Source organism: Chryseobacterium sp. SN22 (assembly GCF_008329705.1).
GTDB lineage: Bacteria > Bacteroidota > Bacteroidia > Flavobacteriales > Weeksellaceae > Chryseobacterium.
The window spans coordinates 154,666-169,529 of the sequence record NZ_VTSX01000008.1 but is presented as its reverse complement, the minus strand read 5'-3'; the positions used below and the strand labels follow the sequence as shown (position 1 = coordinate 169,529).

General features: G+C 41.5%; 17 protein-coding genes. 10 read left to right on the top strand and 7 right to left on the bottom strand.

Annotation, left to right across the window (positions count from 1 at the left end):
- Both FY557_RS07345 and FY557_RS07340 read right to left on the bottom strand, forming a co-directional pair.
- The coding region (locus FY557_RS07345) for a restriction endonuclease (RefSeq protein WP_149246630.1) at positions 1-662 on the bottom strand (662 nt) is incomplete at its 3' end.
- Positions 663-666: 4 nt separating this feature from the next.
- Positions 667-1,542 carry an aldo/keto reductase gene (locus FY557_RS07340; protein WP_149246629.1) on the bottom strand — a complete coding sequence of 292 codons (876 nt, stop codon included), beginning with the start codon at positions 1,540-1,542 and terminating at the stop codon, positions 667-669.
- Between the two features lie 223 nt (positions 1,543-1,765).
- On the opposite strand from FY557_RS07340, the gene FY557_RS07335 reads away from it, so the two are divergent.
- A complete protein-coding gene (locus FY557_RS07335; protein ID WP_149246628.1) occupies positions 1,766-2,200 on the top strand; it encodes an acetyltransferase in 435 nt (144 codons plus the stop codon).
- A gap of 37 nt (positions 2,201-2,237) precedes the next feature.
- Here FY557_RS07335 and FY557_RS07330 read toward each other — a convergent pair whose 3' ends face one another.
- The gene (locus FY557_RS07330) at positions 2,238-3,155 is read right to left on the bottom strand and encodes a LysR family transcriptional regulator (protein WP_149246627.1); all 918 of its coding nucleotides are present in this window, start codon (positions 3,153-3,155) and stop codon (positions 2,238-2,240) included.
- 223 nt (positions 3,156-3,378) lie between these two features.
- Between FY557_RS07330 and FY557_RS07325 the strand changes: the two genes are divergently transcribed.
- From FY557_RS07325 to FY557_RS07310, 4 genes are all read left to right on the top strand, one after another.
- Positions 3,379-3,993, top strand: a complete 615-nt coding sequence (locus FY557_RS07325; RefSeq protein ID WP_149246626.1) for an NAD(P)H-dependent oxidoreductase — start codon at positions 3,379-3,381, stop codon at positions 3,991-3,993.
- Between the two features lie 4 nt (positions 3,994-3,997).
- Positions 3,998-4,882 (top strand): NAD-dependent epimerase/dehydratase family protein, encoded by an 885-nt coding sequence (locus FY557_RS07320; protein ID WP_149246625.1) that lies wholly within the window; start codon positions 3,998-4,000, stop codon positions 4,880-4,882.
- Positions 4,883-4,885: 3 nt separating this feature from the next.
- Positions 4,886-5,173 (top strand): putative quinol monooxygenase, encoded by a 288-nt coding sequence (locus FY557_RS07315; RefSeq protein WP_149246624.1) that lies wholly within the window; start codon positions 4,886-4,888, stop codon positions 5,171-5,173.
- 124 nt (positions 5,174-5,297) lie between these two features.
- The gene (locus FY557_RS07310) at positions 5,298-5,762 is read left to right on the top strand and encodes a PPC domain-containing DNA-binding protein (protein WP_228451724.1); all 465 of its coding nucleotides are present in this window, start codon (positions 5,298-5,300) and stop codon (positions 5,760-5,762) included.
- Positions 5,763-5,845: 83 nt separating this feature from the next.
- Here FY557_RS07310 and FY557_RS07305 read toward each other — a convergent pair whose 3' ends face one another.
- Together FY557_RS07305 and FY557_RS07300 are read right to left on the bottom strand one after the other, a co-directional pair.
- Positions 5,846-6,289 carry a carboxymuconolactone decarboxylase family protein gene (locus FY557_RS07305; protein ID WP_149246622.1) on the bottom strand — a complete coding sequence of 148 codons (444 nt, stop codon included), beginning with the start codon at positions 6,287-6,289 and terminating at the stop codon, positions 5,846-5,848.
- A 388-nt stretch (positions 6,290-6,677) separates the two neighbouring features.
- Complete coding sequence (locus tag FY557_RS07300; protein WP_149246621.1) at positions 6,678-7,250, bottom strand: Crp/Fnr family transcriptional regulator; 573 nt, start codon at positions 7,248-7,250, stop codon at positions 6,678-6,680.
- Between FY557_RS07300 and FY557_RS20085 the strand changes: the two genes are divergently transcribed.
- From FY557_RS20085 to FY557_RS07280, 5 genes are all read left to right on the top strand, one after another.
- The gene (locus FY557_RS20085; protein ID WP_185151675.1) at positions 7,249-7,419 is read left to right on the top strand and encodes a hypothetical protein; all 171 of its coding nucleotides are present in this window, start codon (positions 7,249-7,251) and stop codon (positions 7,417-7,419) included. The two genes, FY557_RS07300 and FY557_RS20085, sit on opposite strands and share 2 nt — an antisense overlap.
- A 64-nt stretch (positions 7,420-7,483) precedes the next feature.
- Entirely contained in the window at positions 7,484-7,849 is a 366-nt protein-coding gene (locus tag FY557_RS07295; RefSeq protein WP_149246620.1) for a DUF1304 domain-containing protein, read from the top strand.
- Positions 7,850-8,748: 899 nt separating this feature from the next.
- Positions 8,749-9,999, top strand: a complete 1,251-nt coding sequence (locus FY557_RS07290; protein ID WP_149246619.1) for a glycine betaine/L-proline ABC transporter ATP-binding protein — start codon at positions 8,749-8,751, stop codon at positions 9,997-9,999.
- Between the two features lie 6 nt (positions 10,000-10,005).
- The gene (locus FY557_RS07285) at positions 10,006-10,833 is read left to right on the top strand and encodes an ABC transporter permease (RefSeq protein ID WP_149246618.1); all 828 of its coding nucleotides are present in this window, start codon (positions 10,006-10,008) and stop codon (positions 10,831-10,833) included.
- A 1-nt stretch (position 10,834) separates the two neighbouring features.
- The gene (locus FY557_RS07280; protein WP_149246617.1) at positions 10,835-11,689 is read left to right on the top strand and encodes a glycine betaine ABC transporter substrate-binding protein; all 855 of its coding nucleotides are present in this window, start codon (positions 10,835-10,837) and stop codon (positions 11,687-11,689) included.
- A 218-nt stretch (positions 11,690-11,907) separates the two neighbouring features.
- Here the strand turns inward: FY557_RS07280 and FY557_RS07275 are convergent, their stop codons facing one another.
- Both FY557_RS07275 and FY557_RS07270 read right to left on the bottom strand, forming a co-directional pair.
- Positions 11,908-12,369, bottom strand: coding sequence for a thioredoxin fold domain-containing protein (locus FY557_RS07275; RefSeq protein WP_149246616.1), 462 nt, complete (start codon positions 12,367-12,369; stop codon positions 11,908-11,910).
- A 230-nt stretch (positions 12,370-12,599) separates the two neighbouring features.
- Entirely contained in the window at positions 12,600-14,672 is a 2,073-nt protein-coding gene (locus FY557_RS07270; protein WP_194294636.1) for a TonB-dependent receptor plug domain-containing protein, read from the bottom strand.
- Positions 14,673-14,864: the final 192 nt, after the last annotated feature.

Below are 14,864 nucleotides of genomic sequence, written 5' to 3'. Positions count from 1 at the left end.
GTATTTCTACTAATTTTGCAGCTGTATAAATGCTTGTTATTTTCGTTACAGACTGGAATAAAAATATTAATCTCATCTATCTTTTCAAAATCTCTCAAAGTTCTTATAGAATTTTCTAATAGCTTTTTAAATGCGTAATATTCAGTTTCTACATATTTCTCTTTGTAACAAATAATTCTTTTAAAATAATCTGACTTTTCGGGGTCAAAGAAACCTGTATTTTGTTTATTTCTTCTTACAAATTCATATTTGGACAATTGTAATCCTTTAATATTCTGATTAAAAAAATAATCAACAGGAATATCAATTTTCCCAAACTCATTAAATTCTAGAATATCTAATTTTACACTAGAATATTTTATCCTATTTTTTGCTGCCTGAGAATATCCATTATTTGTAATTATAAAACCAAAATTCGCATTAACATCTTGGCTCATTCCTATAAAACTTTCTACTCCTTTTACATCAATATTTTTATTATAAAATTTACAATCTACAATCCCTAGTATTCTCTTTCCAGCAACTGTTCCTCTAATAGAAAAATCAATTTGCCTTTCAGCCTTACTATAAATTCCTAAAATAGAATCATCAAATTCTATTTCACATTCCGGATAAGCTTTTTTCAAAGCCTGATATACTTCTCTTTCGTATTCTTTCCACATAATATTAAATATCCGCCACGGCCTTCAGCATTTTCTGTTCCCATTCCGGATCTTTCGGATCGAAGAACAGTCTTTTCCCGGTATCCATCGAGCGGACCATATTTATTTCATCTTCCGTTAATTCAAAATCAAATACGTTAAAGTTTTCCTCAATTCTTGAAGGTGTCACCGATTTCGGAATGACGCAGAATCCTTCCTGCAGGTGCCACCTTAAAATCACCTGCGGTACGGTTTTTCCATATTTTTCACCGATGGACTGCAATTCCGTATTCTTCAGCAGTCCGGCGTTGCCGTTTCCAAGCGGGCTCCATGGCTGCGTAATGATGTTATTCTCCCGATTGTACTTCTGCAGTTCCTTTTGCTGGAAAATCGGGTGAAGCTCGATCTGGTTAATCACCGGAAGAACGGTTGCAGTAGCTTTCAGTTGTTCCATCTTATCCTCCGGAAAATTGCAGACTCCGATTGCTTTGATCTTTCCTTCCTGATACAATTCCTCCATTGCTTTCCATGCGCCGGGAAAATCGGCATACGGCCAATGGATCAGATACATATCAAGATAATCCAGCTGCAACCGGTCCAGTGTTCGCTGAAAAGCGCCTTTTGCCTTTTCATAAGATGTATCCTGGACCCAAAGCTTCGATGTAATAAACAGCTCTTCCCGATCCGTTCCGCTGTTTTTAACCGCATTTCCGACTGCTGCTTCATTCTGGTAAATAGAAGCCGTATCGATCATCCGGTAACCGGTTTCAATGGCTTTGGTAACCGCATTTTCACATTCCTGCAGGTTTTCCATCTGCCATACCCCGAAGCCAAGCGCCGGGATATCTACTCCGTTATTTAAGGTAATTACAGGTTGTCCTGTATATGTTTTCTGTTGCATATTATGTAGTTTATTATAGGTTACAGACAAAGTTCGATAATATTTCGGGATTTTTTACTACCCGTTTTACGGTTAGTTTGTTTCTTTTCTACCGATATTACCTGTAAAACCTGGTTAATTCGGCAAAAACCAATTTGGTTTTTCTTCAGATTCATGTGAAATTAAGTTTCTGTGGCGGTGCAGCATTTAATTTCTAAATTTTACCTTTGTACAAATTCAGGATATGGAACATCAGATCAGGCCGGCCACTTCAAAAGATTATCCAAGGATTATGGAAATCTGGGAATCTGCCGTAAAAGCTACCCATGACTTTCTTGCTGAAGAAGATTTTAATTATTTTAAAGAAGCCATTCCAGCCGATTACCTTCCGAATCTGACCGTCTATCTTATCATCGAAAATAAACAACCCAAAGGTTTTGCTTCCGTTGCGGAAGAAAACCTGGAAATGCTTTTTATTCATCAGGATGTACGGGGAAAAGGCTTGGGTAAAATGCTATTCCGGTTTATGAAAGAAACAACATCACTGAGCAAAGTGGATGTGAATGAGCAAAATCCACAGGCGATCGGTTTTTATGAAAAAATGGGTTTCAGAAAAATAGGAAGATCCGAAAAAGATGGTTCGGGAAAGCCCTATCCGATTATTCATATGAGCCTGTAAAGAACTGCAATCCGTAAATCCTCATCGTAAAGATGCTCTAGCCTGCCAAAATATTTTCTTTCCCCATCACTTTCCGGAATAATCCTTTGATGTGATCAATCTCCTGCTGGTAATTTGTCTTCTTCCGACAACCGAAGTACAAGGTATTCTCCAGCTTCTTTTCACCTCCCCAGATCAGTTTGATCTCGCCGTCTTCAATTTCTTTTTTACAGAGGAAATCCGGGACGACCGCTACACCAGAGCCTCCTTTCAGGCAACGTACAATGGAATTAAGGTTGGGAACGATATAATTGGGTCGGAAATCCGGCTTGTGACCGAAATTCAGGATCCAGAACTGGAAAAGATGCTCCATATCCCCGGCAGTCCCGTACCATTTCTCATTTCTAAGCCACTCCTCAGCATATTCGGTTCCTTTACCGTATAAAGCTTTTTCAAATCCCTGTACATCAACATCCCTGCCGCCCACCAGAATAATCTGTTCCGATGAAAATGCTTCATGCTGAATGTTTGGCGAAACGCCTTTTTTCGGAGTGATAATTAAGTCTAAAATTCCTTTATCCAGCTGATCGAGCATTTCCCGGTATTGCCCGAAACTGATGATCAGGTTGAACGGCAGGCTTGAAACATACTGCTCCAATGTCGTCTGGAAGGTTTCAAAGCACATCCCGACACTGATGGTAGGCGTAAGTTTCTCCGTAGATTTCTGAAAGTTCTTTTCTACTTCTTCCAGTTTGGTCAACGGCTCCGAGATCGCATTGAATAAAACCTTTCCCCTTTCCGTAGGAATCATTTTTCTTCCCGTCCGGTCGAACAATTTATAGCCGACGTAAGCTTCAAGCGAACTCAGATGTAGGCTTACCCCCGGTTGGGAAATAAACAGGGTATCGGCAGCTTCGGTAAGCGTCCCGGTTCTGTAGATCGCCTTAAAAGTCCGGTACCATTCCAAATTAACCATAGGTATTATTTTTATGATGCAAATTTAATAAAACAAAGATAATTATAATGTCATTGAGAGCGATAAGAGTAATAAACGCAGCCCATACTATGATTAAAATATTTATTATCAAATCATTACACATTAAATCATTTAAATAATACTTAACTATAAATTATATTATTTTTCTGATATCAATTTAGCAGATACCTTTGTCCGGTAAAATTTAAACCATCATAGAACAATGAAAAAAGTATTGATTATCAATGGAGGACAGAACTTCGGGCATTCCGGAGGAAAATACAACGAAACGGTTACGGAGAATACCCTGGAAATATTAAAAAATTTCGGAAATGTAGAAATACGGATTACTTATGTCGATCAGGGCTATGACAAAGACGAAGAAGTAAACAAGTTCGTGTGGGCAGACTATATCATTTACCATACCCCGATCTGGTGGTTCCAGCTGCCTAACGGATTGAAGAAATACATCGACGAAGTTTTCACGGCAGGCCACGCTAAGGGAATTTATATGAGCGACGGCAGGACTTCCGAAAATCCTGAAATCAATTACGGAACCGGCGGGATGCTCGGCGGAAGAAAATACATGGTGACCACCAGCTGGAATGCTCCTGAAACGGCCTTTACCCTTCCCGGAGAGTTTTTCAATCAAACAAGTGTAGACGAAGGGCCGCTATTCGGGTTCCACAGGATGAATGCGTTCGTATCCCTGGAAAAGCTGGACAGCTTCCATTTTCATGATGTGGAAAAAAATGCGGATGTAGAGCGTGACATGAAACGGTACCGGGACCATCTTACCGCGGTATTTGGAAAAGAACTGAAACCTCATTTTGCCTAACGGGATGAAAAAGATATTAATTACGGGAATCACCGGATATATCGGCGGAACCATAGCCCAAAAGCTACTGGATAAAAAATACACGGTAATCGGTCTGGTGCGTAATGAGATCCATACTAAGGAACTGAATGCAGCCGGAATTGAAACCATTACAGGAAGCATTCATGATGAATCGGTTTTGCAAAAAGCAATTTCCGGGGTGAATGCTGTTATCCATAATGCCGATTCTGCAGATGACGCTTACGCGGCAGACAGTATTGTCAATGCTTTGGAAGGAACCGGAAAGACTTTTATTTTCACCTCCGGCTCAGCCATTTTCGGAGGAAAGGAAAATGGAGAAAGAAATGATTTTGTATTTACGGAAGATTTTCCATTGCAGCCGAGACTGGAAATGGCTTCCCGGGTTCTTATCAACCAGCATATCCTCCGGTCTGCCCAAAAGAACATCAGAAGCATCGTTATTGTCCCTACGATGGTATACGGAGAAGGCCTGGGGCTGAAAAAAGACAGCATTCAGCTTCCGGCCCTGATCCGTTTCTCGAAAAAAAAAGGATTCGGCGCTTACTTCGGGAAAGGGGAAAATATCTGGTCGAATATACACATTGAAGACCTGGCCGATTTATACGTTCTCGCGCTGGAACAAGCCAAAGCCGGAGCTCTGTATTATGCAGAAAACGGCGCTTCAACGATAAGAAACCTGGCAGAAAAAATAAGCGACCGTTACAGCCTGGAGCCTGCCCGATCGGTAACTGTTCAGGAAGCGGTGGATACCTTCGGCCCTGCGGGAGGCTATTTCGGTTTTGCTTCCAACAGCCTTTGCAGTTCAGACAAAGCCAGAGCGGAACTGCAATGGAAACCCCAACATCAATCGATCGAACACTCTATTTAAATTATGAAAATCTACCTCACCGCCGTTATTAAGGCAAAAGAAGAACATCACGAAGAAGTTCTGGAAACACTTCAAAATATGGTCAGAGAAACCCTCCAGGAAGAAGCCAATGAACAATATACGCTCCATCAGGGAATTGAGGACCGCAACCAGTTTGTGTTCTACGAGATCTGGAAAAGTGCTGAAGGCCTGGCCAAACACAATGAGCAACCTTACATCAGGGCCTTCGGAGAGCTGATTGATGAAAAGCTGCAGGAACAGCCACAGATTTATTTAACACAGATTATCTGACGGCAAAACCGCTGGGAAATGATGATGTAAAGATTTATTTTGGTTCGAAAATTTCATATACCATTAAAACAAGCTGAATATGAATATATTGAAGAATATTATAACCGTTTTAATTTTTGTATTGATGAATACCATTGACGCACAACAGAAAGATCAGTGCCGTTACATCAAAACCCCGACCGGCTACCTGATGGTGCTCCGGCAGGGCGATGATGTGCTGGCTCATATTGAAAACATGGCAAAAACAGAAAATATCCTTTCGGCCAGTTTCACGGGAATCGGTTTTGCCTCGGATGTAACTTTCGGATTTTATGATTTTCAGGCTAAAAAGTTCAACCCGAAAACCTTCAGTAAAGTGGAAATGGGAAGTCTGACCGGATCGATTGCATGGAATGAAAGAGGGCCGTCCATCCACGTTCATGGAATCGCTGCCGATGATCAATTCAATGCCTACGGAGGCCATATCCTTTCGCTTCATGTCGGCACCGGATCGATAGAAATTTATGTAACGGTCAACGACCAAAAGCTGGAACGGAAAATAGAACAGCCGCTGAATGCCAATGTCCTTCAGCTCAACTGCAAGAAATAACAAAGCGCTTCTCATACCGGGAAGCGCTTTTTAATAACTTTACTTTTACGTTAAGAAATCTTTATCTTACCTCTACGTCTACCTCAGTTCCCAATTGGCATGTGGGTGGAAATCGCAATCCGGTTCCACATATTGATCGTAACTGCTGCCATAATGATATCCGCAATCTGGGTTTCGTTGAAGATCTGCTTCGCCTTCTGATACACTTCTTCTGAAAGTCCTTTCTGGCTGATCAGGGTAACTTCTTCGGCAATGGCCAGTATGACCTGCTCTTCCAGAGTATACAGTTCACGGGCGTCTTTCCAGGCATTCAGCAGGAAAATCCGCTGTAGGGTCTCGCCGTATTTCAGGGCATCCTTGGTGTGCATGTCCAGACAGAAGGCACAACCGTTGATCTGCGAAGCCCTGATCTTGATCAGTTCTTTCTGGATAGGGGTTAAAAAGCTGTTCTGAAGGGCTTTTTCCATTCCTATTCCGGCCTGATAAGCGGCGGCATTAACAGTTGCCATGTTGAATCTTGTACTCATTTTATTTTGTTTAAAAGTTCTGAGGCAAAGTTCCTGCTTGCAGATGATAAAAATCTTAAACGGGTTTAAGAAATGAATTTTTACAAAGTTGATGTTGGAAGCCGCAAGGTGCGAGGAGTTTCATGGTGTCATATTCTGTATGCATTACATTAATGCTGCTTTACAATTAACGCAAAGATTGATGATTATTGCGCATATTTTAAAGTAAGCAAGGGCAAATAAATTTGCTGCGCGAAGCTGCTGTTACCATACATCCTTTTTAGAACGCATGGATAAAAAGCACGCTTTTTCAAATCAGCTTGCTGATTCTTCTTTGCTCCCTTGAATTATGCGTCAAGAAAATGAAAACTTTGTGTTGAAAAATCTTTCAGCAATACCGATTTTAGTTTCAGGGACGCAGTTTCGCTCTAATTTCACTCAGATATTCCGGGGTGAATCCCAGAAAGGAGGCCACCAGATACTGCGGGATCCGCTGAATAAACCACGGATATAGGGTGCTGAACTGGATATAGGATTCTTCTTTGGATAATTCATAAAGATACCGGATCCTCCGTTCTGCAGCAGCCGAAGACCGCTGATAGACCATCCTGAAATACCGTTCCATCACCGGATGCTTTTCCAGCAGCTTTTCCCGGGCATGAAAATCAATAGCCAGAACCACAGACCGCTCCACAGCCTGGATCCCGAAATCCGTTTTCGACTGTCTTTCGTAAGCAAAAGTATCGGTAATCCACCAGTTTTCAATGGCAAATTCGGTAGTCTGCTCAATGCCTTTTTCATTGATGAAAAATTTCCTCAGGCAGCCTTTCACCACAAAGAACATCGACCGGCAAATTTCCCCTTCGGACAGCAGATTCTGCTTTTTCTTCATTTCCAGCACCCGGAAATAAGAAAAAACGAAACCTAATTCCTCCTCATCAATACTGATCAACTTTTCCAGATGTGCCCTGAATGCTTCCATGACTAAAATTATATCACCAAACTTACTTAATTTTACCTTTACCCCAATCGATTTAAACAAAATCATTCCATCAACGGCAGATGGTAAAATTGAATATTTAAAAGTGAATGGGAATGTAGATAAAATCAAAGATTTTTTAAAACTTTTATGGACTTATGAGCATAAATAATTACCTTTAATACCCAACAGTATTGTCTTTTGTGATTAATATAAATAAGCACGTTAAAAGTAAAATGGAAATAATAGCCAAAATCCTAATCGCTGCCGTTGCGCTTGAACATCTTTACATCCTGTGGATGGAAATGTTTGCCTGGGAAACCAAAGGAAAAGAAGTTTTCAAGAATGCCCTTCCGGCAGAATTGTTTAAACCCACAAAAGGCCTGGCCGCCAATCAGGGACTGTACAACGGCTTCCTCGCAGCCGGTTTAATCTGGTCCCTGCTGATCAAAGATCCGGAATGGCAGACGAATGTGGCCCTATTTTTTCTCGGTTGCGTAGCTGGGGCCGGAATTTACGGAGGTATTTCCGCCACAAAGAAAATTTTTTTTGTGCAGGCTTTACCCGCTATTCTGGGGATGGTGGCGGTGTTGCTGAAGTAAGAATAATAACTAAATGGCTCGCCATTTACCCTTAAACCGAAATAATTTTCAGTTAAAAATATGATATTCAATAGCGTCGGGCTTTAGCCCGATGTCATTATTGTAAATAGGATTCGGCTAAAGCCGATTTAAATAATTTATATTAGAACGGGTTTTAACCCGTTCCTATTTATACTTGTCCTACATCAGACTTATTTAAATAGAGTAGAGATTGAAAAAATATATTAAACGCAAAGATCAATGATCATTGCGTTTAATTTAAGAAGACAAAGCAAATAAATCTGCCGCGCGAAGCGAACCTACAGCTTCATCAAATCAGCCTGCTGATTTACTCTTTGCTCCCTTAAATTATGCGTGAGAAAAATAAAAACTTTGCATTAAAAAAGACAGAATGTCTTTCGGAATAAAATTACAAGCTGCATAAAGTTAAAAGCTATACTGATTTAGTAAAATCAAAAGCAAACTATTTTATATCTCTCATTTATCATTATTCGGACAGCAATTCGCTAATTTCACAAATCATTAAAAATCAATTACTTATATTTTAAAAAATCCATTTAATATAAATTTCTTAAATTTGCAGAGTCAATAATTAACAAAGCACTGTTTTTATATTGGCCTGCATTTTGTCAAAATGTAGAAATTCCAGTTGTGTAGCACATCTATCTGATCATTATTTTAAGGAATAATGAACATCTGTTTAAAAGAAAATTTTCTTTTCTGATCTTCTTTTAAGAAGTAAAACCTGCAACCGTATATAAGCATCACGCTTTATATCGTCATTTGCATTAAGGTCATCATCAACCTTTCATGGGATGCTATTCAACAGCTAAAATTTTACAATAGGTTAAACGTTTAATTTGAGCGTTTAAATCTATGTTAAATACAAAACATCTGATATGAATACAATTGAAAATAAAAAGAAAGTAAAACTTAAAGTCGAAGATCTTACAATTATCTTCGGCAAAAACAAGGAAAAAGCCTTGGAGCTTCTCGACAAAGGCTTTTCGAAAAAGGAAATACTTGAAAAAACCGGCTGTACCGTCGGAATCAACAAAGCGAATTTTGAAATTTATGAAGGGGAATTTTTTGTTATTATGGGATTGTCTGGAAGCGGTAAATCTACCCTTTTACGCTGTCTGAACCGGCTGAACGAGCCGACTTCGGGAAATGTGTACATTAACGATGACAACATCACCGGGAAAAATAACAAAGACCTGCTGGAAGTACGGCGGACGGAAATGAGCATGGTATTCCAGAAATTCGGCCTCCTGCCCCACCATACGGTGCTGAGCAATGCTGCTTTCGGACTGGAGATCCGCGGTGAAGACAAAGTTTCCCGCGAGGAAAAAGCACAGACGGCTTTGGATATTGTAGGACTGAACGGTTTTGAAAACCAATACCCCTCACAGCTGTCCGGAGGGATGCAGCAACGGGTCGGCCTGGCAAGGGCATTGGCCAACGATCCTGAAGTCCTGCTGATGGACGAGGCTTTTTCAGCTTTGGACCCTCTGATCAAATCGGAAATGCAGGACCAGATGCTAGAGCTGCAGGATACGCTTCAGAAGACCATCGTTTTTATTACCCACGACCTCGATGAAGCTATCAAAATCGGCGACCGTATCGTGATTATGAAAGACGGCGTGATCGAACAGATCGGGACGGCGGAAGACATTCTTACCAATCCGGCCAGCGATTACGTGAAAGCCTTCGTTGAAAAAGTAGACCGCAAAAGCATCATCACGGCGAAATCGCTGATGTTTGACAAGCCGACCGTGGTACGCTTTAAAAAAGACGGTCCGGAAGGCGCACTGCGGAAAATGAGGGTCACCGGCCTGGAAAACTTACCCGTAGTGGATTTCCAGAACACCTTCCTGGGATTTGTAAAGCTGGAGGACATCCTGCAGATCGCCGGAAAAAAAGAACCTACTGTGGAATCGGTAATCAACAGCAATGTCCCGTCGGTATTCCCGGAAGCAACGGTGGAAGAAATGCTGCCGCTGATTTCGGGAAGCAAATCCTCGATTGCCGTGGTGGATGGGAACAATAAATTCCTGGGGCTGGTGACGCAGCTGTCGCTGGTGATTGAAGCCACAAGGTTCAACAAAGAAGAAATCATCGAATTAAAAGAAATTGCAAACAATCAATAAAATCAAATGCATAAAATTATAAATATAGGGCAATATGTGGAAACGGCCGTCAACTGGCTCACCGACAATGCCAAACCATTTTTTGACATCATTAAACACATCGGCAATGCTTCCATTCTCGGAATCGAATGGCTGCTGACCAACACGCCGTTTTACCTCATCATCCTCCTTTTTACCTTACTTGCCTGGTGGAAATCCGGCAAAGGAACGGCCCTTATGACCGCCGGGGGACTGACGCTGATCTACCTGATGGGATTCTGGAAAGAAACCATGGAAACATTAGCGCTTATTTTCGTGGCTACGCTTACGGCGCTCCTTCTTTCGGTTCCGTTGGGAATCTGGGCAGCGAAAAATAAATTTGCAGCAAAGATGATCCGTCCGATGCTCGACCTGATGCAGACAATGCCCGCCTTTGTCTACCTGATACCGGCTGTACTGTTCTTCAGCATCGGTAAGGTACCCGGTGCTTTTGCCACGATTATTTTCGCCATGCCACCTGCCGTACGTTTAACGACGCTGGGAATCGATTCGGTTCCCAAAGATATTGTGGAAGCCGCAAGGGCTTTCGGAGCCACCAGCCGCCAGATTTTATTTAAAGTCGAACTTCCTCTGGCTATGCAGACGATCCTGGCAGGTGTGAACCAGACCATCTTATTGTCACTTTCCATGGTGGTAATTGCCGGAATGATTGCCGCCGGCGGACTGGGTGAAAAAGTACTGGAAGGAATCAACAACCTGGATATCGGATTGGGATTTGAAAGCGGGTTATCCGTAGTGATTCTGGCCATCATCCTCGACCGTATAACCCAGGGATTTGTAAAGAAAAAAAAGTAAAATGAAACATTTAAGATATTTAATACCCGTTTTTTTAACCGTTATCACAGACATGCTGATTTCCTGTAAGCAGTTAAAAAGTTCAAAATACATCACCATCGGCATGGTAGACGGCTGGGCAGAAGATGTTGCAATGACGCACGTTGCCAAAGCCATCCTTGATGAACAGGGCTATCATGTGATCATCCAAAAAGCTTCTACCGATATGATCCTGGCATCGATGAACAATGAAGATACCGATCTTTTCATGGGTGTCTGGCTGCCTTACACCCACGCCTTAAAAGTCAGCCGGTTTCCTGATCTGAAAGCGATCGGAACGAATTACGATGCCGGGCGCATCGGACTGGTGGTACCGGATTATGTTCCGGTAAGTTCCATCGCAGAATTGAACCGATACAAAGACTGGTTCAACTACAGAATTATCGGGATCGAAAGAGGAGCCGGAATTACAGCGGCTACCGACAAAGCCATTCAGGATTATCATCTGAGCTACCGCCAGGTAAATTCCTCCACAATTGCCATGATTACGGAGCTTCAGAATGCAATCCGCCAAAAACAATGGATCGTCGTATCCGGATGGCAGCCGCACTGGATGTTCGGGAAAATGAAGCTTAAATTCCTGGAAGACCCGGAAAAAATATTCGGTAACGCAGAGCAGATCAGGACCTATAGCCGGAAAAGCTTTGCCCAAGACCATCCGGAACTGGTAAAATTCTTCTCCAACATGCATTATACGGATTCAGACATGACGGATCTCTTAACGAAAATGGAATACAGCAAGGATAAGGAAAAAACAGCAAAACTGTGGGTAAAGAGCCATCCTCACCTCATCACCTCATGGCTGAATAAGAATTAACGATTCGCTTGTTGTAAAAACTCTTACATATTCTGTTTTTGATTTTCAAGCTAAGGCATTCTGCTTATAAGGAATATAAAGTGAGAATTCTTTGTGTTATTTAATTAAGTAGAATGCCTTTGTTTCTCTTATATCCGGTGAGATTTATTCTTTGTTAGGTTTGCCATTTAAAAAATTACACAAAGAATGATTTATTTAAGATAGAATTAAAAGTAACTTCATAAATCCGGAATTTCCGACAACTTTTTCTTTAATTTTTCAGGAGTAAAAATACCTTCATGATAATCAACGAGATTCTGATTTTTATCTAAAATAATCCACAGCGGATACACCGGCCTGCCCTTGTTCTTCGACAGTGCCAAAGCCAGTTCATGAATCCCGGAATTGCCGTTCGGAAGGTAACGGAATGTTTTCCCCTGAAACCTGACTGTCTCCGTCATTTTTTCTGCTTCAAACGCAATGAAATAACAATTGTCATTAATGAATTCCAAAAGCTGTCGATCTTTATTTATTTTAAATTGTTCAATCTTACAGACCGGACACCAATCCGTATAAATATGGATAACCGTCGGCCTTGGTTCCTGCTTCTGTTTCATTTCCCAATCTGCAAAGCTGACCGTCTTAAGCTGGGAAAAACAGAGAAGCGGAATTATCATTAAAAAGAGGCTTATTGATTTCATGTTATCTTTTTTGACTTTATAAAGATGAAAGCCGGATGATAGGTGCCGGAAGTGGCTTCGGCTCCGCTCAGCTACCAGCCTATAGAGAACCTCAACTATTTTCCTTTGGTTAAATTGAACTCAATTAAAAATCTTCGATTTTCTTTTTATGTGCTCTAAATATGCGCAATATTTTGAACTTAAATCTAATGTGCCTCATGTGTTAAGAAGCTTTTGTGGTTAAAATTCATTTATTTCAAAGTATACTTCACACCCAGAAATCCTCTGATTTTCTGCATCGGCGCATAGCCGTAGGTTGTATCAAACGAATAGCCGTTCGGATTGGTTACCGGATCATCCACGGTACGGTCAAACGGATCGAAGGGGCGCATCAGCGGATCTTTCGGGGTAAAATTGAAAAGGTTTTTGATGCCACAGTACACCTCAAACCCGGATCTGAAACTTTTGGAAACCTGGATATTGGCCAGGGAATACCAGGGAGAATATTCCGGGCGGTAATCGTCGGGCAACACCGGCAACCGCATCGGGCCGTAAAACTGTCCGGTAAAATCAATGGTCAGGCCATCCGCAAACCGGTAGGTGAGGTTATAGGTTCCGCTCCATTTCGGGGCATGCAGCTGCTGCGATTTTTCCCTTTCATTATCAAATTTCTGGTAAACATCAAGATACGTCACACCCAGATTAATGCTTAGTGGAAAGCCGAAACTGTAATCAACATTTAAAGAAGCCCCTTTTGAAATTCCGTATCCGTGAAGATTGTCATAAATGATCTTCCCCGGATCGGTATCGAAATCCCCGACAATTTTATTGCTGAAATAGGTGTAGAAAGCTGAAGCATCCAGATTGACCAGCCGGTCACCTGCCGGAATCTTCCAGATATAGTTCAGGTTTCCATTAACGGATCTTTCCGGCTTCAGATCAGATTGAATCACCACTTCCCGGGAACCCGTCAATGCCGCGTGGTCCTCCGTAAAAAGATTCACTACCCTGAAACCCGTCCCGAAATTGAAGCGCAGCGTATGATATGGATTCGGCGAAAACTTCCAGGCAAAACGGGGTGAATGGACCGCATGATGGATTTTATCGTAATCCAAACGGTATCCCAATAGCAATGTATTCTTTTCATTCATCTCCCATTGATCCTGAATGAAAGCCCCTAAAATCGGCGACCTCATCGGTTCGTTTGTAACACCGTCTGCTGATAAGGTTCCCGGGGTATTGTCATCATAAAAGGTTCTTTTTATCGTGGCTCCTAAAATCAGATCATGGTTTCCCAGCTTTTTATCCCAGTAGGTCTGTGCAAAGGCCACTTTCTGGATTGCCAGGAAACGATTATCTCCGTAAAAAGAATTCTGGTCATGGAAATTGTAGGAAAACTGGGTCATGATATTCTCTTTCAACGGCCACTGATACATCCCGAATGCTTCTACCCTGTTGGTATAAATGCTTTCGCCATATACCTGATCACTCCCGCGGTAGGATCGGTTCCACTGCATTTCCCCGCCGAAACGGTTTTCATAAAGGTACCGAAGGGCAAAACTGGCCTGCCGGTTTTCCTTCCGCTGAAAATCCCATTTGTTGAATATCGAAATCCTGTTCTGTAAGGCACCATCCGTAAAATGATCATGGTTTTCATCGAACCTTTGGGTAGCATTGAAATAGTTAAGGCTTAATAATGAAGCTGCTTTTTTGCTTAAATTAAATTTCGTCGAAAGATCCACATTGTTTTCATTCCAGGTGGTGGTCATCAGATCAACGCTGAGTTTCGGTGCAGTTAGTGCATTTTTGGTAATGATATTGATAACACCGCCCATGGCTTCAGAGCCGTAAATCGAAGAAGCCGGTCCCTTCACGACTTCGATCCTGTCGACGAGGCTGTTCGGGATTCCGCTTAGTCCGTAAACCGTGGAAAGTGAGCTGACGATCGGCATTCCGTCAATCAGGATCATGGTGTAAGGTCCTTCCAGTCCGTTGATGTGAATGTCGCCCGTATTGCAGACCGAACAGTTGAGCTGAGGTTTTACGCCGTTTATCATGGCGATGGATTCAAAAATATTCGGTGTCGGATTTTTCTGGAAGAATTTCTGGCTGTAAATTTCCACCGCTACCGGACTTTTGGAACGGCTGACCGGCTTTAGGGTTCCGGTAATCACAACATCATCAATATCCCTCGTTTTCATTTCTTTTTTCTTCAGGATACCTGTCGAATCTTCTTTTAAAGGCTGATTTACATTCAGGCTGTCCGTTTCCTGAGAAAAACAGAATGAGGAAAACAGAATAACAAAAAGTAATATTTGCTTCATGAAATTATAATTGTTAGACAAAGCTAACAATTATTTTTTTAAAAGAAAAACTTTAATTTTGAAATTTAATTAATCAACTGATTGATTATTCCTGAGATGAATTCAATGGCAATAGTAAATCTGGTTTAGCTATGAACTTTTATATGTTTTAATTGATCATTATTTTCCAAAATCCATCTAAAGATAAAAGCT

Excerpts from the sequence above, each read along its gene's own strand:
- FY557_RS07285 (WP_149246618.1), top strand. The coding sequence starts at position 10,006 with ATGCATAAAATTATAAATATAGGGCAATATGTGGAAACGGCCGTCAAC.
- FY557_RS07305 (WP_149246622.1), bottom strand. The coding sequence starts at position 6,289 with ATGAGTACAAGATTCAACATGGCAACTGTTAATGCCGCCGCTTATCAG.
- FY557_RS07275 (WP_149246616.1), bottom strand. The coding sequence starts at position 12,369 with ATGAAATCAATAAGCCTCTTTTTAATGATAATTCCGCTTCTCTGTTTT.
- FY557_RS07295 (WP_149246620.1), top strand. The coding sequence starts at position 7,484 with ATGGAAATAATAGCCAAAATCCTAATCGCTGCCGTTGCGCTTGAACAT.
- FY557_RS07320 (WP_149246625.1), top strand. The coding sequence starts at position 3,998 with ATGAAAAAGATATTAATTACGGGAATCACCGGATATATCGGCGGAACC.
- FY557_RS07290 (WP_149246619.1), top strand. The coding sequence starts at position 8,749 with ATGAATACAATTGAAAATAAAAAGAAAGTAAAACTTAAAGTCGAAGAT.
- FY557_RS07270 (WP_194294636.1), bottom strand. The coding sequence starts at position 14,672 with ATGAAGCAAATATTACTTTTTGTTATTCTGTTTTCCTCATTCTGTTTT.
- FY557_RS07325 (WP_149246626.1), top strand. The coding sequence starts at position 3,379 with ATGAAAAAAGTATTGATTATCAATGGAGGACAGAACTTCGGGCATTCC.
- FY557_RS20085 (WP_185151675.1), top strand. The coding sequence starts at position 7,249 with ATGACTAAAATTATATCACCAAACTTACTTAATTTTACCTTTACCCCA.
- FY557_RS07335 (WP_149246628.1), top strand. The coding sequence starts at position 1,766 with ATGGAACATCAGATCAGGCCGGCCACTTCAAAAGATTATCCAAGGATT.
- FY557_RS07330 (WP_149246627.1), bottom strand. The coding sequence starts at position 3,155 with ATGGTTAATTTGGAATGGTACCGGACTTTTAAGGCGATCTACAGAACC.
- FY557_RS07310 (WP_228451724.1), top strand. The coding sequence starts at position 5,298 with ATGAATACCATTGACGCACAACAGAAAGATCAGTGCCGTTACATCAAA.
- FY557_RS07300 (WP_149246621.1), bottom strand. The coding sequence starts at position 7,250 with ATGGAAGCATTCAGGGCACATCTGGAAAAGTTGATCAGTATTGATGAG.
- FY557_RS07340 (WP_149246629.1), bottom strand. The coding sequence starts at position 1,542 with ATGCAACAGAAAACATATACAGGACAACCTGTAATTACCTTAAATAAC.
- FY557_RS07280 (WP_149246617.1), top strand. The coding sequence starts at position 10,835 with ATGAAACATTTAAGATATTTAATACCCGTTTTTTTAACCGTTATCACA.
- FY557_RS07315 (WP_149246624.1), top strand. The coding sequence starts at position 4,886 with ATGAAAATCTACCTCACCGCCGTTATTAAGGCAAAAGAAGAACATCAC.